The organism is Thalassospira sp. MCCC 1A02491, from assembly GCF_001613785.1.
GTDB classification, from domain to species: Bacteria; Pseudomonadota; Alphaproteobacteria; order Rhodospirillales; family Thalassospiraceae; genus Thalassospira; species Thalassospira povalilytica.
The window spans coordinates 37,232-61,683 of the sequence record NZ_LPVX01000031.1; the positions used below are offsets into that span (position 1 = coordinate 37,232).

23 protein-coding genes are annotated in these 24,452 nt (G+C 55.0%); 8 read left to right on the forward strand and 15 right to left on the reverse strand.

The genetic code is table 11. The features are described from left to right. Positions 1 to 14: 14 nt before the first annotated feature. Positions 15 to 1,097 (forward strand): tartrate dehydrogenase, encoded by a 1,083-nt coding sequence (locus AUQ42_RS12655; RefSeq protein WP_068519456.1) that lies wholly within the window; start codon positions 15 to 17, stop codon positions 1,095 to 1,097. A gap of 54 nt (positions 1,098 to 1,151) precedes the next feature. Here AUQ42_RS12655 and AUQ42_RS12660 read toward each other — a convergent pair whose 3' ends face one another. Beyond that, a complete protein-coding gene (locus tag AUQ42_RS12660; RefSeq protein WP_068519457.1) occupies positions 1,152 to 2,123 on the reverse strand; it encodes a LysR family transcriptional regulator in 972 nt (323 codons plus the stop codon). A 119-nt stretch (positions 2,124 to 2,242) separates the two neighbouring features. Here AUQ42_RS12660 and AUQ42_RS12665 point away from each other — a divergent pair, with 119 nt between their 5' ends. Continuing rightward, entirely contained in the window at positions 2,243 to 3,406 is a 1,164-nt protein-coding gene (locus AUQ42_RS12665) for a mandelate racemase/muconate lactonizing enzyme family protein (protein WP_068519458.1), read from the forward strand. 83 nt (positions 3,407 to 3,489) lie between these two features. Here AUQ42_RS12665 and AUQ42_RS12670 read toward each other — a convergent pair whose 3' ends face one another. The 7 genes from AUQ42_RS12670 to AUQ42_RS12700 all read right to left on the reverse strand — a co-directional run bounded on the left by AUQ42_RS12670 (position 3,490) and on the right by AUQ42_RS12700 (position 10,800). Further along, the gene (locus tag AUQ42_RS12670; protein WP_068519459.1) at positions 3,490 to 4,368 is read right to left on the reverse strand and encodes an amidohydrolase family protein; all 879 of its coding nucleotides are present in this window, start codon (positions 4,366 to 4,368) and stop codon (positions 3,490 to 3,492) included. A 114-nt stretch (positions 4,369 to 4,482) separates the two neighbouring features. Further along, positions 4,483 to 5,139, reverse strand: coding sequence for a dienelactone hydrolase family protein (locus AUQ42_RS12675; RefSeq protein ID WP_068519460.1), 657 nt, complete (start codon positions 5,137 to 5,139; stop codon positions 4,483 to 4,485). Positions 5,140 to 5,221: 82 nt separating this feature from the next. Next, on the reverse strand, positions 5,222 to 6,196 hold the full coding sequence (locus AUQ42_RS12680) for a TAXI family TRAP transporter solute-binding subunit (protein ID WP_068519461.1): 975 nt from the start codon (positions 6,194 to 6,196) through the stop codon (positions 5,222 to 5,224). A 2-nt stretch (positions 6,197 to 6,198) separates the two neighbouring features. Beyond that, positions 6,199 to 8,142 (reverse strand): TRAP transporter fused permease subunit, encoded by a 1,944-nt coding sequence (locus tag AUQ42_RS12685; protein WP_082817848.1) that lies wholly within the window; start codon positions 8,140 to 8,142, stop codon positions 6,199 to 6,201. A gap of 177 nt (positions 8,143 to 8,319) precedes the next feature. Next, a complete protein-coding gene (locus tag AUQ42_RS12690; protein WP_068519463.1) occupies positions 8,320 to 9,396 on the reverse strand; it encodes a 4-oxalomesaconate tautomerase in 1,077 nt (358 codons plus the stop codon). Then, positions 9,389 to 10,063 carry a 4-carboxy-4-hydroxy-2-oxoadipate aldolase/oxaloacetate decarboxylase gene (locus AUQ42_RS12695; protein WP_068519464.1) on the reverse strand — a complete coding sequence of 225 codons (675 nt, stop codon included), beginning with the start codon at positions 10,061 to 10,063 and terminating at the stop codon, positions 9,389 to 9,391. Before AUQ42_RS12695 ends, AUQ42_RS12690 begins: the two co-directional genes overlap by 8 nt. Further along, positions 10,063 to 10,800 (reverse strand): PIG-L deacetylase family protein, encoded by a 738-nt coding sequence (locus AUQ42_RS12700; protein WP_068519465.1) that lies wholly within the window; start codon positions 10,798 to 10,800, stop codon positions 10,063 to 10,065. The genes AUQ42_RS12695 and AUQ42_RS12700 overlap by 1 nt, the downstream gene beginning before the upstream one ends. Positions 10,801 to 10,936: 136 nt before the next feature. Here AUQ42_RS12700 and AUQ42_RS12705 point away from each other — a divergent pair, with 136 nt between their 5' ends. Together AUQ42_RS12705 and AUQ42_RS12710 are read left to right on the forward strand one after the other, a co-directional pair. Then, positions 10,937 to 12,160 carry a LysR family transcriptional regulator gene (locus tag AUQ42_RS12705; RefSeq protein WP_068519466.1) on the forward strand — a complete coding sequence of 408 codons (1,224 nt, stop codon included), beginning with the start codon at positions 10,937 to 10,939 and terminating at the stop codon, positions 12,158 to 12,160. A 165-nt stretch (positions 12,161 to 12,325) separates the two neighbouring features. Next, on the forward strand, positions 12,326 to 13,219 hold the full coding sequence (locus AUQ42_RS12710) for an NAD(P)-dependent oxidoreductase (RefSeq protein ID WP_197460848.1): 894 nt from the start codon (positions 12,326 to 12,328) through the stop codon (positions 13,217 to 13,219). 103 nt (positions 13,220 to 13,322) lie between these two features. Here AUQ42_RS12710 and AUQ42_RS12715 read toward each other — a convergent pair whose 3' ends face one another. The 7 genes from AUQ42_RS12715 to AUQ42_RS12745 all read right to left on the reverse strand — a co-directional run bounded on the left by AUQ42_RS12715 (position 13,323) and on the right by AUQ42_RS12745 (position 19,980). Then, a complete protein-coding gene (locus tag AUQ42_RS12715; RefSeq protein WP_068519467.1) occupies positions 13,323 to 14,285 on the reverse strand; it encodes a catechol 2,3-dioxygenase in 963 nt (320 codons plus the stop codon). Positions 14,286 to 14,325: 40 nt separating this feature from the next. Next, positions 14,326 to 15,612: a TRAP transporter large permease gene (locus tag AUQ42_RS12720; RefSeq protein WP_068519468.1), complete on the reverse strand. Its 1,287-nt coding sequence runs from the start codon at positions 15,610 to 15,612 to the stop codon at positions 14,326 to 14,328. After that, positions 15,609 to 16,154, reverse strand: coding sequence for a TRAP transporter small permease (locus tag AUQ42_RS12725; RefSeq protein ID WP_068519469.1), 546 nt, complete (start codon positions 16,152 to 16,154; stop codon positions 15,609 to 15,611). Before AUQ42_RS12725 ends, AUQ42_RS12720 begins: the two co-directional genes overlap by 4 nt. Beyond that, positions 16,145 to 17,167: a TRAP transporter substrate-binding protein gene (locus tag AUQ42_RS12730; RefSeq protein ID WP_068519711.1), complete on the reverse strand. Its 1,023-nt coding sequence runs from the start codon at positions 17,165 to 17,167 to the stop codon at positions 16,145 to 16,147. Before AUQ42_RS12730 ends, AUQ42_RS12725 begins: the two co-directional genes overlap by 10 nt. A gap of 378 nt (positions 17,168 to 17,545) precedes the next feature. Then, positions 17,546 to 18,772 carry a CaiB/BaiF CoA-transferase family protein gene (locus AUQ42_RS12735; protein ID WP_068519470.1) on the reverse strand — a complete coding sequence of 409 codons (1,227 nt, stop codon included), beginning with the start codon at positions 18,770 to 18,772 and terminating at the stop codon, positions 17,546 to 17,548. A gap of 1 nt (position 18,773) precedes the next feature. Continuing rightward, positions 18,774 to 19,190, reverse strand: coding sequence for a PaaI family thioesterase (locus AUQ42_RS12740; RefSeq protein ID WP_068519471.1), 417 nt, complete (start codon positions 19,188 to 19,190; stop codon positions 18,774 to 18,776). 16 nt (positions 19,191 to 19,206) lie between these two features. Continuing rightward, complete coding sequence (locus tag AUQ42_RS12745; RefSeq protein ID WP_068519472.1) at positions 19,207 to 19,980, reverse strand: IclR family transcriptional regulator; 774 nt, start codon at positions 19,978 to 19,980, stop codon at positions 19,207 to 19,209. Between the two features lie 145 nt (positions 19,981 to 20,125). Between AUQ42_RS12745 and AUQ42_RS12750 the strand changes: the two genes are divergently transcribed. The 4 genes from AUQ42_RS12750 to dctP are packed head-to-tail and all read left to right on the forward strand — an operon-like array spanning position 20,126 to position 24,428. Next, the gene (locus tag AUQ42_RS12750; protein WP_068519473.1) at positions 20,126 to 21,682 is read left to right on the forward strand and encodes an acyl-CoA synthetase; all 1,557 of its coding nucleotides are present in this window, start codon (positions 20,126 to 20,128) and stop codon (positions 21,680 to 21,682) included. A gap of 41 nt (positions 21,683 to 21,723) precedes the next feature. Then, entirely contained in the window at positions 21,724 to 22,863 is a 1,140-nt protein-coding gene (locus AUQ42_RS12755) for a MaoC family dehydratase N-terminal domain-containing protein (RefSeq protein WP_068519474.1), read from the forward strand. Between the two features lie 54 nt (positions 22,864 to 22,917). Continuing rightward, on the forward strand, positions 22,918 to 23,379 hold the full coding sequence (locus tag AUQ42_RS12760; RefSeq protein ID WP_197460850.1) for a TRAP transporter small permease: 462 nt from the start codon (positions 22,918 to 22,920) through the stop codon (positions 23,377 to 23,379). 38 nt (positions 23,380 to 23,417) lie between these two features. After that, positions 23,418 to 24,428 carry a TRAP transporter substrate-binding protein DctP gene (dctP, locus tag AUQ42_RS12765; RefSeq protein WP_082817850.1) on the forward strand — a complete coding sequence of 337 codons (1,011 nt, stop codon included), beginning with the start codon at positions 23,418 to 23,420 and terminating at the stop codon, positions 24,426 to 24,428. Positions 24,429 to 24,452 lie beyond the last annotated feature (24 nt).

Here is a 24,452-nt window from a genome sequence, read left to right on the forward strand (position 1 = left end):
AGGAAATGGCTGAAATGGCTGGTAAACAACATAAGATCGCGGTGATCGCCGGGGACGGCATTGGCACAGAAGTCATGCCCGAAGGTGTTCGCGTCCTTGAAGCAGCCGCCGAGGTCTATGGGATCGATCTTGCGTTTGATACGTTCGAATTCGGGTCCTGCGACTATTATCTCAAACATGGCCAGATGATGCCCGATGACTGGAAGGCACAGATCGGTAATCACGATGCCATTTTCTTTGGGGCGGTTGGTTGGCCCGATACGGTGCCCGATCATATTTCGCTGTGGGGATCGCTGATCCAGTTCCGGCGCGATTTTGACCAGTATGTCAGCCTGCGCCCGGCAAAGCTGATGCCCGGTGTGCCATCACCCCTTGCCGGTCGCAAGCCGGGCGACATTGATTTCTATGTGGTTCGTGAAAATACCGAAGGCGAATATTCGTCGGTTGGCGGGAAAATGTATCCCGGCACGGATCGCGAGATCGTTATTCAGGAAACCGTCATGTCGCGGATCGGTGTTGACCGTATCCTGAAATATGCGTTCGAGCTGGCCCAAAAACGCCCGCGCAAACATCTGACATCGGCGACCAAATCCAACGGCATTTCGATCACCATGCCTTATTGGGATGAACGTGTTCTGGAAATGGCAAAGTCCTATCCGGATGTAACTTGGGACAAATATCACATCGATATTCTTACCGCACAGTTCGTCATGAACCCGGATCGCTTTGACGTCGTGGTCGCATCGAACCTGTTTGGCGATATCCTGTCCGATCTTGGTCCGGCCTGTACCGGGACCATCGGTATTGCGCCGTCGGGCAACATCAACCCGGAACGCAAATTTCCGTCGCTGTTCGAACCGGTGCATGGTTCTGCCCCGGATATCGCCGGCAAGGGCATTGCCAACCCGATCGGCCAGATCTGGTCAGGTGCGATGATGCTTGATCATTTGGGCCATACCGATGCCCATGACGGCATCATGCGCGCAATTGAAAAGGTCCTGTTGTCGACCGAATTGCGGACGGCCGATCTTGGCGGTACGGCAAATACGGTCACCTGTGGCAAGGCAATTGCCGATGCGGTTCGCGAACAAGGCTAACCTCCCCAAGAAACGATAAGAACAGTTTCCCTTATGTCCTGACCCGATCACGGCTTATTGCGGTGATCGGGTTTCTTTATGGCCGGTGACATGGGCCCACAACCGTTCGGCAAGCGCACTTCGGCGATGGCGCGGACGGGTAATGCGGATTTCAAGCGGGATCGACGGGGTCGGGTTTGTGCCCGTGTTCGTGCCCGCGACAAAGGGCTCAAATGACTCGGATATCTCGAAGGGCTGTAGCTGTCCTGTTTCAAGATCACGCGCGATCAGGCTTTCCGGAAGCCATGCGAAGCCGGCACCATTTCTGACCATCGAATGCAATGTCGCCGCCAGATGGGATGTGAAATTGGCGGTGCCTTGTGGTGCGATTTCGCCGTTTTGATCGCTGGCGGCAATGATCCGGCCAAGTCCGGATTCCATGCTATAGGCCAGATAGGGCACGGGCGTCCTTGTTGCGTGCGCGCTTGCGGCAAGTGATGGACTGATCACGGCCATCAGTCTGTCATGCCCGATCACACAGCTTTGAAACAGCGATGGCTGCAAACCATCGGGCGTATTGGAGGCATCGGGTCCATCTGGCCGGGCATGGGCAATCAGAAAATCTGTCTCACCCTTGAGCATACGGCTTTCACAGGCCTGCATGCTGTCCGACACCAGATTAAGCGGGCCCAGTGCGATGTCTTCATTCTGGCGGCGCAGCCATTCCGGGATGAAGGTAAAGGACAGCGCATGGGTTGCTGCAATATTCAGCGACGCACTGGCTGTTTTCGCAAGTTCGGCGGCCTCGCGCTTGGCCTGTGTCAGGGAAAAGCAGATTGCCCGTGCATGGGACAGGAAATGTTCCCCGGACGGGGTCAGGGAAACAGAATGCGTGGTGCGTTCAACCAGGGACGCCCCGACCCAGGTTTCAAGTGCCCGGATACGGCGGCTGAATGCCGGTTGGGTGATGTTTCTTATTTCGGCCGCGCGTGAAAAATTAAGCGTCTCACACAATGCGATGAAATCTTCAAGCCAGCGCAATTCCATTCTGGTTATGCCAAATCTGTATAAACATAGACCCAGTTCACATTGGATGCATGGGCTTTGCAAGCCTTAATATGTGGTCACTCATCATATTTACCGACGCCCATTACAGAGAGCTGGTCATGCAAATCGTCGATATCGTCGAAGTTACAAAACCCATCGCATCCCCGATCCGCAATGCCTATATCGATTTTTCGAAAATGACGGCCAGCTTGGTGGCGGTTGTCACCGATCAGGTGCGGGATGGCCGCCGGGTGGTCGGATATGGTTTTAATTCCAACGGACGTTACGGACAGGGCGGCCTGATCCGTGAACGGTTCCGGGATCGCGTGTTGTCGGCCGATCCGAAAAGCCTGATCAATGATGCGGGCGATAACCTTGATCCGCATCGCATCTGGGCGGCGATGATGCAAAATGAAAAGCCCGGCGGGCATGGCGAACGATCGGTTGCGGTCGGGACCATGGATATGGCGGTCTGGGATGCGGTGGCGAAAATTGCCGGAAAGCCGCTTTTCCGTCTGCTTGCCGAAACGTACGGGGTCGAAGCCGATCCCAAGGTCTTTGTTTATGCCGCGGGCGGTTATTACTATCCGGGCAAGGATCTTTCGGCATTGCGTGCTGAAATGCGCGGATACCTTAATCGCGGCTATACGGTTGTTAAAATGAAGATCGGCGGGGCATCGATTGACGAGGACCGCCGCCGGATCGAAGCTGTTCTGGAAGAAATCGGTAACGAGGCCCAGCTTGCGGTCGATGCCAATGGTCGCTTTGATCTGGAAACCGCAATTGCCTATGCCAAGATGCTGCGTGAATATCCGCTGTTCTGGTACGAGGAAGCCGGCGATCCGCTGGATTATCAGCTTCAGGCTGCCCTTGCCGATTTTTATCCGGGCCCGATGGCAACAGGGGAAAACCTGTTTTCCCATCAGGATGCCAGAAACCTGTTGCGTCATGGCGGCATGCGCCCGGATCGGGACTGGTTGCAGTTTGACTGCGCGCTTTCATACGGGCTTGTTGAATATCTGCGCACGCTTGACGTCCTTAAGGTTCACGGCTGGTCGCCGAAACGCTGCATTCCGCATGGCGGGCATCAGATGTCGCTTAATATCGCAGCCGGTCTGGGACTTGGTGGCAATGAGAGCTATCCCGATCTGTTCCAGCCTTATGGCGGTTTCCCTGATAGCGTAAAGGTCGAACAGGGCTATATCACCATGCCGGAACTGCCCGGCATCGGGTTTGAAGGCAAATCCGATCTGATTTCGGTGATGCGCGAACTGGCCGAATAACAGGCCCTGCAAACAAACACCCGACAATCGCGCACATGGTGTTGCGGTTGTCGGGTGTTTGCATTTGATCCGGGTCGACGGCGTTATTTCGGATCGTAAAGACGGGTCGGATTGTCGATCAAAAGGGCGCGTTGCTGTTCGGGTTTGGGGGCGACGCGTGCAATATGGTCAACCAGTTTGCCATCGTCTGGCACGTGGCTTTTCATGTTGGGATGCGGCCAGTCCGTGCCCCAGATCACGCGATCGGGAATGTCTTCGACGATCGCCTTGCCAAAGGTCACAACATCGTCATAGGGCGGGCCAGCAACCGTCAGGCGTTCCGGGCAGGTGACCTTGACCCAGATATGGTCATTTTCGCGCACCAGTTTGCGGAAACGCTCAAAGTCCGGGTGATCAACGCCCTTGGTCACATCGGGGCGGCCCAGATGATCAATCACCACCGTTACCGGCATATCGATCAGGAACTGCTCAAGCCCCGGCAGGTCAGCGGCTTCGAAATAGACAACTATGTGCCAGCCATAGGGTTTGATCTTTTCAACGATCTTGAGGAAATGGTCGCGCGGCGTATCATCAACCAGTCGTTTGACGAAATTGAACCGCACACCCCGCACGCCAGCCGCATCAAGTTCATCAAGATGTTCCTTGCTGACATCCGGGCGGACGGTGGCAATGCCGCGATAGCGACCATTTGATGCCAGAAGTGCATCGACAAGCGCGCGGTTATCCGCACCATGACAGGTCGCCTGAACGATGACGGATCGATCAACGCCCAGATATTTGTGCAACTCAAACAGTTTGTCCTTGCCGGCATCGACCGGGGTGTATTTCCGTTCCGGTGCAAACGGAAAATCTGCCTCTGGCCCGAAGACATGGCAATGGGCATCCCAGGTTCCTTCGGGCAGGGTGAATTTCGGTTTGGACGGGTTGGGATGGAAGGGCAGATAATCTGGCGATGGGGGCATGGGTATCCTCGTAAATATCGTCAGGCGCCCGGCAGGCAGCGCCATATTTGGCGGCCGTGCTGGGACGCAGGATCAAGGCAAGTGGTGGTAAAGCCAAAACTTGGTCGGGCCGGATCACCCGACATGTTTTGCAAGGAAATCGGCCGTGCGGGCATGTGCCACATCTGCTGCATCCGCGACATAGGACGGGCGCGCATCATTGGCAAAGGCATGACCGGCGTCATACATGTGAATTTCCATATCCGGCAAATATGCCTTGGCCTGATCAAGCATTTCGGCGGGAACATGGTCATCCTTGCTGCCGAAATGGCCAAGGAATGCAGCCTTGAGCGGTCGGTCAAGATATTGCGGCAAACGCGTGCCGTAAAACGCAACACCTGCCGCAATATCAAGATCCTGTGCCGCGCGCAGGGCCAGTCCGCCACCCCAGCAAAAACCGATCACACCGACTTTGCCCCCGTTGGCAGCAAGTGCTTTGACCGCGGCATCGATATCGGCAACGGTTTTCTCAAGATCCGATGCCAGCATCATGTCGCGGCCACGCGGGGCCTGATCAAACGGAATTACCGCATCGCGTTCCTGACGGTCAAACAGGGCCGGGATCGCAACTTCATAGCCAAGGGCTGCATATTTGGCCGCAACTCCTTTGAGCTGGTCGGTCACGCCGAAGATTTCCTGAAGGATAACAATCCCGCCGCGACGTTCGCCAACGGCCGGTTCAAACCAGCAATTCAGCGAATGGCCATCCGATGCGGTAATGGTCTTCATCATGTTATGTGTTCCTGTTGTCTTGTGCCTGTGATGGTCAATGCGTTACCGGCAAATCAGACCGGTAACGCATGATAGATCGCGGTTATTTGCCGACCGGAATGCCGGCTTCTTCATAATATTTGATCGAGCCCGGGTGATAGGGCATCAGGTTTTTCGGGGCCATCTTTTCTGGTTGGGCACGGGCAAAGGCACCAAAGGTTGCCTTAAGCGCATCGCGTCCTTCGGCGATTGCCTTGGTCAATTTGTAAACCAGATCGTCGCTGACATCTGCATTGGTCATCAGAACCCACGGGATCTGCATCAGGTTGACGTCATAGTTCTGAAGGCCATTGATCTTTTCGTTCTGTTTCATCGAAACGATATCGCCGGCGGGTAAAAAGCCCTTGAACAGTGACGTGCCGATCACGGAATTATCCAGCGAGATATAGCAAAGACCGCCACGGTCCTGAAGTTTCACGCTGGCCTGCTGACCGGCACCGGCATTCAGGCTGACAAGTGCGATATCCACCAGACCGTCACCAAGGGCGTTGATCCCGGCAACAAAATTGGCAACCGGAACCATCTGGAAATCTTCGTATTTCAGCCCGGCATTGGCGAGACCACCCATGATGTAATAGGGGATGATGGTCGATGACGTATATTCCGAGGCAATGCGAAGATCGGATGCCCGTTCCTTAAGGTCATCAACCGATTTAAGGTTGAGATCACAAGGCGCCATCAGGCCGGTGGTCAGCGGGAACATCGTTCCGACCAGACGCATATTGCCATTGGCGCGGTCATAGTTGCCGGTCCCGGGATAGGCATATTCCGCTTCGACACCGTTGGAGAAACCGAAATCAACCTCGCCCGAATTGATCAGCGGCAAATACCCGACCAGCGGCTGGGTCCGCGCGATGATGCCCGCATCATTGGCGACTTTTGCAACGGCCTGACCGGAATTATAGGCAAGTGATCCTTGTGCGCCGGTGGCGACCGTGACGACCTGGGCGGATACGGCACTTGCACTGATTGCAAGGCCAATCAGCCCGGCAGACAATGCCTTGGTAAGTTTGTTCATTTTCAGTTTCCTCCTGATTTCACTTCGTTCTTTTGGTGTGTTCCCTGAAACCGCAGGCCGACAGCCAGCAAAATGGCTGCGATTGCGGCGATGATGTGAAGTTGAATGCTGAATGCGGCGGGCAGGAAGCCCAGCGGCAAGGCTGCAAAGCCAAGAATGGTAAAGGCGATGCGCAACATCGGCCCAAGACCACGCGACCAATACCCGACAATCCCGGCGGTTACGGCAATCACCCCGATGATCGCAAGACCAAGGTTAAGGGCAATATCGATCCAGCTTCCCTGCATCAGAATTGCCGGGGTTTCGACAAAGATGAAGGGCAGGATAAAGGCCGCCCAGCCAATGCGCATGGACGCAATCCCGGTGGCGAGCGGGTCATCCTCGGTGATTGTTGCCGCGGCAAAGGCCGCAAGGGCGACCGGCGGGGTAATCATCGACATCATCCCGAAATACAGGATGAACAGATGTGCCGCGATCGGATCAATTCCGGCTTCGACCAGGGATGGTGCAACCAATGCAGCCAACAGGACATAAACGCCCGATGTCGGCATGCCCATGCCAAGGATCACACAAATCACTGCCGATACGGCAAGCAGCAAGAAGGCGTTTGATCCAACCGCATCGACCAGAACCAGTGTCAGGGCAAAGCCAAGCCCGGTGATGTTGAGGATCCCGATCACGAACCCGGCCGCCGCCACCACAAGGATCAGGTCAACCATGCCCGTTCCGGTTTCAACAAAGGTCCGGCCCAGCATTCGGGGTGTCAGTCGATATCCGCGATACCCGCGCACGAAACCGACAATGACAATTGCAACCGCCGCCAGAAGTGCGGAATCTTCGGGATCCATTCGCCACCAGAACAGGGCAGCCAGAAGGACAGCAAACGGGATGATAAAGTGCCAGCCTTCTTTCAGAACCTCGCGAACCGTCATGGTGTCCGTATCGGCAGGCTGAATATTATCGCGTCCGGCAATCAGATCGACCTGGGTGAAGACGCTCAGATAATAAAGGATGGCCGGAATAAGTGCGGCACCCGCGACCGTGAAATAGGAAATATCAAGGAACTCGGCCATCAAAAAGGCCGCCGCCCCCATGATTGGCGGGGTAAGCTGCCCGCCGGTTGACGCCACGGCTTCAATCGCACCGGCATCGCGCTTGGTATAGCCGCCGCGCTGCATCAGCGGGATGGTCACCACCCCGGTGGTGACGACGTTCGATACCGCACTGCCTGAAATCGATCCGAACAATGCCGATCCAACAACCGAGATTTTGGCACTGCCACCCCGTGATCGACCGGTGGCCGCCATGGCAAGATCGGTAAAGAAGTTCCCGCCACCCGCAGCAAACAGCAATTTGCCAAAAAAGACGAACAGCATGACGATGATCGTGCCGACCGCAAGCGGGGTGGAAAACACTGCATTCGGGTCAAAGCCGATATATTGGACCATCCGTTCAATGGTCAGCGCCTTGCCGATCAACTGACCGGGCACCTTGTCGGCGAACAACGAATAGACCATGAAAACAAGGACGATGGCAAAAAGCATCCAGCCGGTCCGCCGACGGATCCCTTCGACCACACCAAGTGTTACCACTGCACCAATCAGGGTAATCTGCCAGGGACGATAAGCCTGTTCTTGCAGCAGCCAGACAAAATCAAGTGCCGCATACATCAGAACCGCAAATATGATCGCGGCAACCGTGCCGTGGAACCAGCCGATGGTTTGCTTTTCCTCGCCGCGGAAATTGAACTTCAGATAGGCGATGGTCAAAGCCATGCCAAGCTGGAAGGCCATATATTGTTGTGGCAAGACAGCAAAGCCCAAGCGGATCGGTGCTTCAAGGTTCCAAAGAATACAGGCAACCACCATGCTTGATGCCAGCACGGTAATCAGATGATTGCGCAGGGATTCCGAATGGATCATGGCCGTGCCCCCGCTTTTGCGCATATCGGCATGACCCCGGCGTGATGCGGGATCAAAAGGCAATGGATCGTCGCCAGACGCGCATCGGAAAACAATGCGCTGGTGTGTTTTGCCACACGCGGGTTCCGCGTCATGGGCTTCCTCCTACTTCCTTGTTTGTTCTTGTTATTATTGTTTTTTGCTTTTGGCGGGGCATCGTCATCAATCGATGAAAACGGTTCCGTCAAACAGTTTGCGTGCTGTACGCAGCAGGCCGGCCTTTTCGACCGCACCGTCTTTGGTCTTTTCGATGATCACGCTCATTTCCCCGGACGGGTGTTCGACCGAAATCGTGCTGAGATCGGCGATATTGCCAACAGCAACGCTTGCGGCCGGTGATCCCGGAAGCAGACAGGCCGTTGCCACACTGACCGCGCCCAATACCCCGATCGAGGCATGGCAACGATGCGGGATGAAGGTCCGTGTGGAAATGGCACCGCCATTTCGGGCGGGCGAAACCATGGTCATTTTGGGAACGGATGCGTCGCTGACATCGCCAAGATTCATCAACGGCCCGCATTTCAGGCGGATGCTTTCAAGTTTGGTGCGAAGGGCAGCATTGCCTTCCAGGTCTTCCCGGTTTTCTTGCCCGGTAATTCCCATGTCGGACGCACGCAGGACAACAACCGGCATACCGTTATCGATCATGGTGACGGGAACGCCGTCGATCACATCAACTTCGTTTCCGGTCGGAAGCAACGCACCACAGGTCGTGCCGGCAGTGTCACTGAACAAAAGCGGGATCGGTGCAGACGTGCCGGGAACGCCGTCAATGCGGGCGTCCCCGCCATAAACCGGTTTGCCATTTGGCGTTTCGATGGTTGCGGTTGCCGTCTGTCCGGTGTTTTCCATGAAGATGGAAACTTTGGTTTGCCCGGATGTAGCTGCAACCAGTCCCCGTTCAATGGCAAACGGCCCAACCCCGGCAAGGATATTGCCGCAATTCTGTTGATCGGTCACAACGGCGCGATCAACGAAAACCTGCAAGAACAGATAATCGACATCAATGCCCGTGCGGTCAGATTTTTTGACAATGGCAACTTTCGAGGTCAGGGGGTCTGCGCCCCCCATCCCGTCAATTTGTTTGGCATCGGGCGATCCCATGACACGCAGCAAAACCGCGTCGCGTTCTGCAATGTCATTTGGCACATCTTCTGCCAGAAAATAGCCGCCCTTTGACGTGCCGCCACGCATCCACATGCAGCGGATGCCGCCGGTTTGCGTGATCCCCCTAGACATATTTCAGGCCTTTTGCAGCCAGGCGCGGGCGCATGTCATAAATATCCAGACCCAATTCCCCGGCCATCAGGCGGGCACGTGTCTTGGCTTCTTTTTCTTCGCGTGCGATCGACTGTTTCAGGACATTTTCCGCATTGGCATTGGGGACGACACAAACGCCGTCATCATCGGCGACAATGACATCGCCGGGATTTGCCAAGGCACCAGCAATCGTCACCGGCACATTGACCGAACCAACCGTTTCCTTGACCGTGCCCTGCGCCGAAACGGCCTTGGACCAGACCGGGAATTTGATTTCGGTAAGATCAAGCACATCACGCACACCGGCCTCGATGATCAGGCCGCGGACCTTGCGATGCATCAGCGACCGGGCAAGAAGTTCACCAAAATACCCGGCATCACAGGGCGAGGTCGGCGATACGACCAGAATGTCGCCTTCCTGACACTGTTCAACCGCAACATGGATCATCCAGTTATCGGCCGGTGCGATGGAAACCGTTACGGCATTTCCGGCAATGCGTGCGCCCGGATAGATCGGGCGCATATGCGACTGCAAAAGCCCGGTCCGGCCCTGTGCTTCGTGAACGGTGGCAACACCGCATTTACCCAGACCGTCCACAATCGAAAGATCGGTACGGGTAATATTTTGCACAACGACGCCACCCATTACAGTTCATCCACGGTGCGCGGATAGACCGACTGGAAACCTTCGGCATATCTCGCGTTACGACCACCGGCCTGACCGCCCGAATTGCGGCGGAAATGGTTGCCGCGGTTTTCAGCAACATTTTCATAATAGTGCCAAAGATGTTCCTGGCCTTCCATGCACTGGATCGCCGCCCATTTCTGATCCCAGACATCGGTGATATCGAGGAAATGATCAGGCTTCCATTCCATCTGTTCGGTCTGGTGGGGTTCAAACAGATAAAGCTGCGGCGCACCCAGAACCTTTTCACCCGGGTTGTGGCCCCAGGCCTGTGCGATCATGCGGCATTCAATCGCCACACGCGTCGCATAGGAATGGTCGGTATTGTAATTGTCGACAAAGCTGTGGCTCAGCATGAATTTCGGCTGAACAGCACGAATGGTGTCGACCAGTTCGAATTTCTGATCACGGGAAAGTTCAAGCGGGTAATCACCGACATCCATGAACTTGATGTCATGAACGTTAAGCGCCTTGGCAGCGTTTTCGGCTTCCTTGCGACGTTCGGTTTTGACCCGCTCCATCGTGCAGCCTTCCTGCTTCCACAGCTTGGCGGATTCACCGCGTTCGCCATAAGAAAGGCAAACGACCGTGACGTCGTAACCCTTCTTGGCATGCAGCGCGATCGCGCCGCCGCAGCGCCAGACAAAATCCGCAGAATGCGCACTGATGACCAGTGCGGTCGGTTTGGTGGTGGTCACGTTTCTGACTCCCTAGCTTGGTTTGGTTTTGTGAAATCATGCTAGGTGCCAAGCCGCGTCAGGTGAAATAGAACCAATGGTATTTGCTATAAGTTCTTTCTATAATGTGTGCGCGATCACAGGGAGAACGTCCTTAATGAGCCTGCAAAATCCGAACCTTAAACATCTGCGTGCCTGTCTTGCAGTGGCCCGCCGTCAAAGCATCAGTGCCGCTGCCGAAGACGTTTACATGTCCCAGCCCGCCGTGACGCAGGCAGTGGCAAAAGTCGAACGTCTTCTGGGGGTGGAACTGTTTGATCGCAGGCCCGAAGGCGTGTTTGTGACCGAACCGGGAAAGATATTTGTTCGCCGTGTTGAACGTTTGCAGGATTACCTTGTTCAGGCGACCGCCGAGATCATGCGCATCGGGCGGCGCAATCGCGGTCATCAGGTCAAATTGCATCAACTGGTTACCGGCGTGCAATTGCGCGCATTGATCGCCATTTCCGAGGCGGGCAGTTTCAGTCTGGCGGCACGCAATGTCGGTGTGTCGCAGCCGTCCTTGCACCGGGCGGCACGCGAACTTGAACAGCTTTGTGCCGTGCCGCTGTTTGAAAAGGCCAGTACCGGCATCCTTTTGACCAAACAGGCCGAAACATTCGTGATGTTTGCCAAACTGGCACTGGTCGAACTGGGGCAGGCCGAAGACGAAATTGCATCCTGGAAGGGCGGGCGAGGTGGCCGCATCGTGATTGGCAGCATGCCGCTGGCGCGCAGTGCGATCCTGCCCAACGCGATCAATGCCATCATGGAAGAATTCCCCGATACCCGATTGCGGGTGGTCGACGGACCTTATCAGGATTTGTTATTCGGGTTGCGGCACGGTGACATCGATCTTCTGATCGGTGCCCTGCGCGATCCGGTGCCGGTCGATGATGTGGTTCAGCACAAATTGTTTGATGATCCATTGGCAATTGTCGGGCGGGTTCATCATCCGTTGCTTCGCCAGAAAAAGCTGACACCTGCCGATCTTGCCGCGTATGGCTGGGCGGTGCCGTTACGGGGGGCTCCGACCCGGGATTATTTCGAAACCATGTTCCCGGTTGATGGTGGTCTGCGCCCGCAAAGCATCGTTGAAACCGGGTCATTGATCCTGATCCGGCGGATGCTGTCGACCAGTGACAAGCTGACCATCATTTCGCGCCATCAGATCATGCAGGAAGAAAAATACGGTGAACTGACCATGTTGCCGATTGATCTTCCCGATACCGAACGTCCAATCGGGCTTACAGTGCGCAAAGGCTGGTCGCCAACATCGATACAGCAAAACCTGATAGAGCGCCTGGAAGCGATCAGCAAAAACATTGCTACTTTGTGGTAGGCACGCCCGATCCGGAAAACGGACCTATTTGCATTTTGAATGCCGATTTCGGGCAATCAATTTTCCCTGACAGCCACGAAATGATAGCAGTGAGGCAATGACTTCACATCTGCCGCCTTATGGCGGCCCATCACAACAAAAAATCAGATCGGGAACTTCAAGAACATGACAGTCACCATCAATACCATCGCCTTTCTGGGGTTCGGCGAAGCTGCACAGGCCTTTGTAAAAGGTTGGGGCCATGACATCGTGCCGGTCACACGGGCTTTTGACATCAAGACAACAAGTGCCGATACCGCCATCCGCGAAGCCAAGAATGCCGATTATGTCGCTGCCGGTGTCACCGGTGCGGTCAGTGGCCAGGTTGCCCTTTCGGGCGCGGAACTTGTTTTCTCGCTGGTGACGGCGGATCAGGCAGCAACGGTTGCCCGTGACGCCGCGGCATCGATTGAACCGGGGGCGTTTTTCTTTGATTGCAATTCATGTGCGCCAGGCACCAAACGCCGAAATGCCGAACTGATCGAAGCAGCAGGCGCGAAATATGTTGATATGGCAGTGATGGCACCTGTTTATCCGAAATTGCACAAAACCCCGATCCTGCTAAGCGGTCCGCATGCCGAGGCTGCAAAACCGGTTCTGGAATCTCTTGGCATGGAGCCGGGTATTGCCGGTGACACCGTCGGTGCCGGATCGGCGATCAAGATGGTGCGATCGGTGATGATGAAAGGGCTCGAAGCACTGTTTGCTGAATGTGTTCTGGCCGGGCGTCGTGCCGGTGTTGATGAAACCGTGCTGGCATCGCTTGATAAAACCTATCCGGGGTTCGACTTCATGGAAAAGGCCGCCTATATGCTTGAACGGTCCATGACGCATGGCATTCGTCGTGCAGCCGAAATGGAAGAAGTCGCACTGACGGTCGAGGAACTTGGCCTTAATAACGGTATGGCCAAGGCCACTGTCGATTGGCAGCGAACCATTGGTGAATTGAAGCTTGATGCCGGGGATCTTGGCTATCGCGAACGGGCCGATATGATCCTTGAGGCGATGGCAAAGAAGTAAATCCGTTCTGAGTTTGACCGGAAATGTAAAAGGCAGGGTTCGCACCCTGCCTTTGTCGTATCTGGATGAAGCTTGCAGACTACAGATCACTGATTACCGATGATTACTCTGCGGCGTCCGGCACCGGCGGGGTGCCATGGGTATGGAAGGACGGAATGGTTTTCAGTCCCCATGCCTGCCCCTTTTTGCGGTCGCTTTCGGTCCAGGTGACGGTTTCCCAATCGGGTTGCAGGATCAAACGCGCGCCGGCGTTACAAACCTCGACCCGGTTGCCGGCCGGTTCATAGACATACAGGAAGAACGTGCCCTGAACGGCGTGCTTGTGCGGGCCGGTTTCGATGAAAACATCGTTTTCAAGGAAGATGTCGGCCGCGCGCAGGACATCTTCGCGCTGATCAAGTGCATAGGTCACATGGTGGAAACGGCCCGGCGTGCCGGTCGCATCCTTGGTATAGGCAATGTCGTATGTCTTGTTATTGACCGTAAACCAGCACCCGGCAAGCACGCCGCTATCAAGCATGATCTGTTCGGTCACGCGTGATCCCAGTGCCTTTTGCATGAAGTCACGAATGGCTTCGACATTGGTGGCCAGAAGGTTCAGGTGGTCAATACGGCGCACGGCAACACCACGGCCGTGATAACGTTGTGCAATGTTTTTCAGTGCCGGCTTTTCTGATTCCGGGGCCTGGTATTTGACCGTGTCGTAATAAAGTTCAAACACATGGCCATCCGGATCGGTAAAGCGATATGCCCGTCCATGGCCCATGTCGCCATCGACCCAGCCAATGCCGCATCCCATTTCCTCGATCACTTTGACGCGGCGCATCAGGGCGGCTTCGGAACTTGCGCGATAGCCGATATGGCCAACGCCGGTGGTGTCGGATTTGGTCAGTTTCAGGCTGTGGAACTCGTAATCGTCCCAGGCGCGCAGATAGACAGAATTTTCATCACGACCGCTTTCGGTCAGACCATAAACATTGACGAAGAAATCCAGGCTTTCTTTGAATTTGTTGGTCAGCAACTCGACATGACCGAGATGGGCAACATCAAAACAGGGTTCAGACATGTCCGTTTCCTTTCAGTATGGGCGTTATCGGATCGCGGCGTTACAGAAGTGCATAAACCAGCGACGGGAAAGCAATCAGCACGGCAAGACGCACGATGTCTGAAATGACAAACGGCATCACACCACGGAAAATCTGACCAATCGGGATGTCGGGCGCGACCGACTTGATGACAAAGGCATTCATGCCCACAGGCGGTGTGATCAGGCCAAGTTCGACCGTAATCACGGTCAGAATGCCAAACCAGACCGGATCAAACCCGGCGGCAATGACAATCGGGTAAACCACCGGCACGGTCAAAAGCAGCATGGCAATACTGTCCATGACACAGCCCAGCACGACATAAAGGGCCAGCACACAGAACAGAACCGCATAAGGCGGCATGTCAAGCTGTGCTACCAGTTCGACCAGCGAATGGGAAATGCGCGACACCGACAGGAAATAGCCAAATATTTCCGCCCCGACCAGCATGAAGAAAATCATGATCGACAGGGTCAGGGTTTCGCCAATTGCCTCGATGAACTGGGTGCCGGTCATGCCGCGGACAAAGGCAAGGATCATGGTAAAGAACGCCCCGACAGCCGCCGCTTCGGTCGGGGTAAAGAACCCGCCATAAATCCCGCCAATGATAAAGGCAAAGATCACCGCAAACGGCAAAAGCCCCTTAAGGCCGATAATCTTTTCCATGATTGTTGTCGGCTGGCCGGGTTTGGCAACGTCGGGTTTGAAAAACACGATGGCAGCAATGGTTGCGCAATAAAACACAAGACCCAGCAAGCCCGGAATGATCCCGGCCATGAACATCTGGCCAACCGAATGCTCGGTAATCAGCGCATATAGCAAAAGCGCAATTGATGGCGGGATCATGATGCCAAGGGTGCCGCCCGCGGCAAGCGTCCCGGCGGCAAAGGATGGCACATACCCGTTCTTTTTCATTTCGGGCAGGGCAACGCGTGCCATGCTGGCCGCGGTGGCCAGCGACGATCCGGAAATGGCGGAAAACACGCCACAGGACGTGACAGCAGCCAATCCCATGCCGCCGCGCCAGCCGCCAAAGAATGTCTTCGCACCGTTAAACAGTTCGGCCGACATGCGGGCTTTGGAGGCAAAAACACCCAGAAGGATGAACATCGGGACCGGACTGAAACCATAAGCGGTCAGGGTTTCAAACGGTCCCTTTTCAAGCAGGGCAAAGGCCGGTTTGAATGCGACAATAAAGCCAAAGCCGACAAAGCCGACCGCCGACATCGCCAGTGAAATCGGGCAGCGAAACGCAATCAGCAACAGCATGACCGCAACGCAGATAAGACCAATCAGGGGCGCGCTCATGGTCGTTTAGCTCCTGAAACAAGATAGTCAATTGCAAGCAGGGTGCAGCGCAGGGCAAGGAACGCCAGCGCGCAGGATGCAAGGCTGTAGACAATGTGAAGGGGGATCAGAAGATCCTGACTGGATTCACCGGACCGTCGCATGCGACCGGCAACTTCGAAAAACCGAACCGTCATGCCAGATGACAGGGCGGCAAAGCCGAACATGTAAACGGCTTCAAGGATCATTTTGGTGCGGCGGCGCAGATTGTCGGTAAACAGATCGACAATCACCTGTCCCTTGTCGACGCCATAGGGGAAGGCCAGAAGAACCATCGCCATCATGCCATAGCTGACCAGTTCGACCGCCCCGGTAAAGGTGACATCAATGCCGCCATTCGTCGCGGCAAAGATCGTGCGTGCGATGACATCGACAAGCGTGACTGTCATGATAAAGACCAGAAGAACCCCGCTACCGATCCGCATCGCCTTGGCGATGCGGTCGGTCAGGTCAAGAAGGAAGAAAGCCTTGCGGGCAGGCTCTGTGGTCGAGCTTACTTGCATGTCGCGGCAAGTTCCTTGGCGCGGGCATAGACTTTGCGGGCCGGAAGACCGCGGCTTTCAAGATCGGCCAGATAGGTTTCCGTTGCTTTGTCCAGAACCGGTTTCCAGGCCGGGTTGTCAACGCCGCCTTCAACCGTCAGGAAGGTGTGACCGGCATCCTGTGCCTGTTTCAGGCCCTTGGCATCAAGGGTGTCAAACAGGTTCCCGGCCTTTTCCGACCATGCCATGCCCGAATTTTTCGTAATCACGTCCTGAAGATCTTCGGGAAGGTCTTCAAAGCTGTCTTCGTTCATGGTGACAAGGAAGGACAGGGTGTATAGGTCCCCGACGCTGGTATGGGCCTTGGCCAGTTCATTAAGACGGAAAGCCAATGCGCCTTCCCATGGAAGGGCAACACCGTCAATCACTTCAAGCTGCATGGCCTGATAGGATTCCGGGGCCGGCATGCCAAGCGGTTGCGCACCTGCTGCTTCAAGGATATTGGCAACCACAGATGTCGGACGGCGAATGCGAAGCCCGGCCAAATCATCCGGGGTGGCAATCAGCTTGTCCCCGGTATGCAAAAGACCCTGACCGTGGGTGAACAGGAACAGTGGCCGGGTGCCCTTGTATTCATCGGAAATCAGGCCTTCGTCATACAGGCTCTGGATGATGCAGGAACCATGGGCGGCATTCTTGATCAGGCCCGGAAGCTCCACCACCTGGGTCAACGGAAAGCGGTTGGCGGTATAGCCCTGAATGGCGGCGGCAACATCGGCAATGCCGTCTTCGACCGCTTCATATTGTGCGGGCGGTGCGGCAAGGGTCGCGGACGGATACATTTCAACTTCGATCCGGCCATCGGATTCCTTGGCGATGGTGTCGGCCCAGACCTGGAACAGGTCCTTTTGCATGCCTGCAACCGGCGGCCATTGATGCGAAAAGCGCAGGGTATAGTCGGCGGCCTGTGCCTGATTGAACGAGACAGCAAGTGCCGATGTCATGACACCGGCAATCAGTAATTTGCGAAACATCATTTTCCTCCCGAGTGTTACGCAACGATTGGGGGCTTTGCATGCCGGGTCCGACGACGGCCGGTGCCACGAAAGCCAATTTGTTTTGTCTAATTGCGTTTGACGACGTCTTGATCGCCGCAACCATGTTCGTGCTGCTCTGTCCAATGATGTTCAGGGCAGAGGCATAATTTTGGGTACCATTCTTGAGGTGCGCGGGGAAATTGAATGACCGGCAGGTCTATTCAAAATTGTTAATGGATGTGTGAAATGCGCCGTGTGATGCCAATGTCGGCTATCGGGCAGTAGGGTCCGGATGAGGTGAAACTGCCAGCAAAACACATGGGCGGTCGGTCGGTTTGGTGCCGGACCGACCGCAAATGTTTTGGTTGTGCTGATCTAATTGCTGCTGGCGACTGCGCCGGTTGCGATCATTTTTTCGATTTCACTGTCATTGTAGCCCAGCGTGTTTTTAAGGATGTCGCTGGTATGTTCGCCCAGCAGCGCAGGCGGTGTTGATTTGTCCGGGCCCTGTCCGTCAAAGCGGATCGGACCGCGAACGACCCGCATGTCACCGGCAACCGGGTGGGTGACGGTTTCAATCAGTTCATGGCGGATGACATGTTCCTGATCAAGCGCGTCGCCGATGCTCAGGATCGGAGCATTGGGCACATCAAATTCACTCAGCCGGTCGAGCCAGTAATCGGTGCTGTGTTCCTGCATTCGAGTACGGATCACCGGTTCGAGTTCATCGCGGTTTGTTAGCCGGTCCTGATAAAGTGCAAAACGTGGGTCAGTGATCAGATCTTCTCTATCCAGACAACGGGCAAAATTGTGCCAGAACCGTTCGGTCAAACAGGCGACAATCACATAGCCGTCCGATGTCGGGAACGAGCCATATGGCACAATGCTGGGATGGCGGGTACCGACCGGTTCAGGGCTTTTGCCCGAGACAAAGTAAATCTGGGAAAGATACCCCTGCATCGCAATCAGACTATCAAGCATGGCGATTTCAACGTGGCGTCCATGACCGGTCTGATTGCGTTCATGCAGGGCGGCAAGCACGCCAAATAATGAAAAAATACTGCCCGCCATATCCCCCAAAGGCAGGCCAAGCTTGTTCGGGGCTTGTCCCGGTTCACGGTTGATGCTCATCACACCCGAAAGGGCCTGGGCAACAATATCGAATGCCGGTTTGTTGCCGTGCGGGCTGTTTTTGCCAAAGCCGGTAATCGAACAATAGATCAGTCGCGAATGATCTTTTTTCAGGGTTTCATAACCAAGACCAAGCCGGTTCATAACGCCGGGCCGGAAGTTTTCCAGAACGATGTCGCTTTGTGCGGCCAGTTTTTTGGCGATCTCGATGCCCTGTTCCGATTTCAGATCAAGACTGATGCTTTTTTTATTGCGGTTAAGCGCGATGAAATAGTGACTGAGCGGGCCATGAAAAGGCGGAAAGTTGCGTGTTTCATCGCCTTTTTCAATCGGTTCAACCTTGATAATGTCAGCCCCCAGATCGGACAGCACCATGCTGGCATAGGGGCCAGACAGGATGCGTGAAAAGTCCAGAACCTTGACCCCCGAAAGCGGGCCTGAACGATGTTCGGTTTGATTTTGCATCGTCATATCAATCTGCCTTCCGCACGATTTTCATGACAGCCGTTGCCGTGGCAACAAGCCGGTCGCCCGACACAAGATCGGCATCGACAAACATCATTGATCCGCTGCCATGCCGGATGGTGGCGTGGGCTTCGATCAGATCGCCTGACTTTGCCACACTGACAAATCGGGTATCCATCTGAACCGTTACGGTCGGCTGACGGTCAGCGGCCTTCCAGGCTTCCATCGCGATCACCTGGTCAAGCAGACCGGTAATGACGCCGCCATGAACAGAACCCAGCGCATTTTGATGCTGCTGACCGGTGTGTAATCCATAGATTTTCCGGCCTTCTTCCCGGCGCGAAAGAAGCGGTCCAATAAGATCGACATAGCCCTCTATCGGGACTTTTCGCCAATCATGCCGGCTTGATACGTTTCCTGTCATTGAAGCACTACCCTGATTAGATTTGGACGCTGTTTACATCATCGCGGATTTTTATAAGCGCGTTGGCAAGTTTGGGGATTTCCGCGTTTCTAAGGCGTTCACTGATGCCGATTGCGACAAGTGATCGCAGCATTTTGCCATCCGATCCAAAGACCGGGACGGCAACAACGGTAACCCCGGAAATATAGGCCCCCTGATCGACGGCATATCCGTTGTGGCGGACATCTGCGACTTCATTTTGCCATTCGTCAAAGCTTGGCGGGTGATCCCAGGCCAGTTTGTCGAACTTTGTTCGCAACTCTTTCGGATCGGGATTGTTGAAGGCCGCATAGCAACGGCCCGTTGCCGAAATCAAAAGGGGAAAACGACTGCCAAGGTCGACCTGCAAGCGGAATGGCAAGCTTGATTGCGACAGGGCAACCACGACCATCTGACCGGGCTCGGAAATCTGTGTGGCAATGCCGGTAACCCCGAATTCCTTGGAAAGTTCGGACAGATGCGGCTGTACGAGAACCGAGAAAGTGTTCTTCTGAAGGGCCGATCTGGCAAGTGGCAGAATGCCGATGCCAATCGAATAACGTTTGGTTTTCTCTTCAAACTCAACGAGTCCCTCATCCTGAAGAACGCGCAGGATGTGCAGACATGTGCTGGGAACAAGACCCAGCTCGCGTGCAATCGGATTAACGCCGATCGGATCGTTCGATTTTGCCAAAAAACGCAGGATAGCCAAGGCACGCGTTACGGCGGGGACCTGTCTTTTGTTCGGTGCAGCTTTTTCTGAGTCAGTCATGTCCAGTCTCAAATACAGTGAATTTGTTGTCTATATACAATGAATGAATCATATTGACAATGATGTTCTGATCTCACTACCGTTGTCAACGATCACTTCGGGGCGCTGATGGCGAACCGGACAACAATTCGGGAGGAGACCGGACATGACCCGCTTGACGGATTTTCGATCCTACGGGGATGCCCAGAAGCATTTTTCAAGAGATGCCCTTTGGGCGCTTTTTGATGGAACGCGTGATGATTTCAACATCGCGCATGAATGCGTCGATCGTCACGTTGACGGCGACAATGTTGCTGTACGTGTTGCGCATTCCGAGGGCCGCGATGAAGTCATCACCTTTGCCGAGCTGGCGAAACTTTCATCGCAGTTCGCCCACTATCTTGCCGGGCGTGGTGTTGGTAAGGGCGACCGTGTTGCTGTCATGCTTGAACCGTCATTGGCGTTTTACGGGGCGCTGTTCGGGGCCATAAAACTCGGTGCGGTTGCCGTGCCAATGTTCACCCTGTTTGGTCCGGAAGGCATCCGGTTGCGCGCCGATGACTGCCAGCCGAGTGTGCTTTTTACCAATGAAGAAAAGGCAGGCGATGCGACGGCGGCCGGGAACCTTGATGTTGTTATTGTCAATGACGGGTTTCTGAATTCAATCGCGTCGCTACCGACGGAATTTGCGTGCAACTCTGCTGGTGATGATCTTGCCGTGCTTCAATATACGTCCGGAACGACACGGCTTTTGCCGGCGGCGGTTAAGCATACGCACCGGTCGCTTGTGACATTGATGGTTGCGGCATTGTACGCAACAGGCATTCGTCCGGGCGACCGGTTCTTCTGCCCGTCATCCCCGGCATGGGGGCATGGATTGTGGCATGGAACGCTTGCGCCACTGGCACTCGGTGTTTCGACCGGAACATTCAGTGGCAAGTTTGATGCGGTACGCCTTCTTAAGGCGATCAGCGATTACAAGATCACCAACATGTCGGCCGCGGCCACGCATTATCGCATGATGCGCAACACCGGAAAGGCCGAAGACTTTTCGTACTGCATTGAAAAGCTGTCCTTTACCGGCGAGCCGATCGACAGCGAAAGCGCGCGTTACATCGAAAATCTGTTCGGGACCAAAGTCTGTTCGATGTATGGCACCACCGAAATCGGTGTGATCCTTGCCAACTATCCAGGCGCCCCGGACTTTGATGTTCGCGAAGGGTCGATGGGCAAAGCCGTGCCCGGCGTCGAAGTCGAAGTTCAGGATGCCGATGGCAATCCTGCCAAGCCGGGCGTAACCGGCGAACTGATGGTCAGAAAACAGGGCGAATGGTTCCACACCAAGGACCTCGGCCGTGTTGATGAAGACGGCTATTTCTATCATGCCGGCCGTGCCGATGATGTCATCATCTCGGCAGGATGGACAATGAGTGCCGTCGAGATCGAAGACGCCATTCTTAAACATCCCAAAGTCGCCGAAGCGGCCGCCATCGGTGTGCCTGACAAGGTGCGCGGTCAGGTGGTCAAGGCCTTCATTGTGCTCAAAGACAGCTATGACGACAGCCTGACCGAAGAAATTCAGGATCTGGTTCGCACCAATCTCAGCCGGCACGAATATCCCCGACATATCGATTACGTGGCCGATTTGCCGAAAACACCGGCGGGCAAGGTCAATCGCAAAATTCTCAGAGATCAAGAAGCACAACAGGGAACTGCCGCCTGACGGCCGCAATTGCCATTACGGAATTCAAGGAGGAAACAAGCATGAACGAGATTTCACAAAGACGGTTCCCGAAAATCACCGCCGAAGGTGTCGAAGAACTGAGCAAACGCATCGGCGTTAAAATCGAAAAGACGGTCGAACCGTGGTGCTATGAGGCAACCCGGGACAATATTCGCCACTATGCGCATGGCATTGGTGATGACAATCCGCTGTGGTGTGATCCTGAATATGCGAAAAACACCCGTTACGGCGATGTGATTGCACTGCCGAGCTTCCTGTTTGCGACCAGCCGCATCATTTCGGGATATGTCGGTGGTTTGCCGGGCGTTCATGCAATGTGGTCGGGGGCGGATTGGACCTGGCACAAGCCGATTTACCGCAACACCGAAATCCGTACCGAGGCCTATCTCAAAGATCTGGTCGAACATAATACCCGCTTTGCCGGGCGTGCGATCCAGCAGATCTACCACGTTGATTTCTATGATGCGAAAACCGGCGACATGCTGGCCGAAGCGGATAGCTGGTGTTTCCGTACCGACCGCGACCATGCGCGTGAAAATGGCACGAAATATACCGAAGCCCGATCCAGGCCGGTCCGCGTCTATACCGACGAAGAACTTGCCGAATACACAAAATACTACGAGCAGGAAACCATCCGCGGTGCTGAAACCCGTTTCTGGGATGACGTGGCCGAGGGCGAAGAACTGCCGACCATGGTCAAAGGTCCGATGACAGTTACCGGCTTTGTCGCCTATGCGCAGGGTTGGGGCGGTCTTTACATTCGGGCCAACAAACTGGCCTGGAAGCTTCAACAAAAGCATCCCGGTGCGGGGATCAAAAACCGCTTTGGCATTCCCGATTGCCCGGAACGTGTGCATTGGGAAGAAGAGTTTGCTTTGGAAGTCGGCGCGCCTGGTGCATATGACTATGGACCCGAACGTACGTCCTGGTTGCAACATCAGATAACCAACTGGATGGGCGATGACGGTTTCCTTAGCCAGGCAAAGTGTCAGGTGCGTCGTCACAATCCCGAAGGCGACATCATCCTGATCCATGGCGAAGTTGCGCGAAAATACGAAAAAGACGGGCGCTACTTCGTTGAAATTCGCCAGCGTGCGGAACAACAGGACGGTGAATTGTCGGCCATCGGTTCGGCAATTGTCGAACTGCCCAAGCGCTGATCTTTTTCACGCGTCAACCTGTAGGAGGCAGGGTTGGACAGCATTGGAAAGATATTGCAACGCCTAGAGGACACCCTTCATTGGGGAGGGTGCCTTGCCCTTGTGATCGTCGCGGTTCTGATCAACGCAGACATCGTGATGCGTCTTGTCGCGGGCATTCCGGTTCAGATCCAGTTCGAAATGACCGAACTGTATCTGATGCCGGCACTGGCAACGCTTTCTCTGTCCCGGGTGTACCGGGACGGAGGCCATCTTGCACTTGATTTCATGACCAAGGATCTTTCCGGCCTGTTTGGAAAGATTGTCAGCAGGGGGCGTACGCTGCTTGCCGGGGTCTTCTTTTGCGCGGTGACCTATATGTCCGGGTCATTCGCGCTTAAGGCATTTCTAAGAGGCGAGATCGAATACGGGGTCATCGACTGGCCCCTTGGATGGGCCTATGCCGCAATCCCCCTGGGCTGCGGCGTTATTTCATTGAGACTGCTTTATGACACGCTCCAAAAACCGGCGGCTTAAGGTGTCTTGAATTCATCAATGTCTGGGAGGATACCAAGATGAAGAATACGGGAAAGTTACTGACAATCCTTGCCGGTGTCTTTGGCATCGGGATGAGCGTGAATGTCGCGCAGGCGGAAACGCTGCGGCTGGGGGATTTCCAGTCGACCAGCCATGTCGTGTCGCTTGAAGGAACAACGCGCTGGATGTTCGCCGTCGAACAGGCAACCAACGGGGCAATAAAATTCGAACATTTTCCGGCACAGCAGGCCGCAAAATCCGCAGCCCAGCTTGATGCGGTCAATAACGGTATTCTTGATGCGGCCCTGCTTGGCACGCTGTATCACAGTGAAGTCTTGCCGCTGAACTCGGTTATCGGGTTGCCGGGTTTCTATGGCACGGCGGTGCAGGGGACCGAAGCCCTGCAAAGCATGCTGACCGAAGGTCCGCTGCGTGACGAGCTTCTTGATGCCGGTGTAATGCCGATCTTTGGCTTTGTCCTGCCGCCTTATCAGGTATTGGCCAAAAAGCATCTGGGCGGGGTAAGTGACTGGAAGGCGCTTGATATCCGCACGTCTGGTTCGACGCAGGCGATGACTGCACGCGCGCTTGGTTCGGTTGGTATTTCGATCCCGGGACCGGAAGTCTACACCGCAGTTGAACGCGGACGCCTTGACGGGGTTCTGTTCCCGCTGGCATCGGTGCCGGGGTACAATTTGCAGGAAGTCGTCAGCCACATTTCGACCAACGGATCGTTTGGCGGTTACAGCTTTGTCATGGTTGTCGGTCGTGACAAATTCGAAAGCCTGCCGGCTGATGTGCAAAAGATCATGCTGGAAAAAGGCCGTGAAGTTGCAACCCATGTTGCCCGGGTTCAGGATGATTCAGTAGGAAGCCTTGCTGCGGAATGGAAAGCACAGGGCATTGAGGTCTACCAGTTCAGTGACGCAGAACTCACGGAACTGGGGGATGCGATGCAGCCGGTTACCGCAGACTGGATGGAACGTATTGGCGGGGAAAAGGCACAGCTGGTTCTTAATAGCTATCGTGCCCTGACCTCGAAAAAATAATCATAAATATCCGATATTTACCCT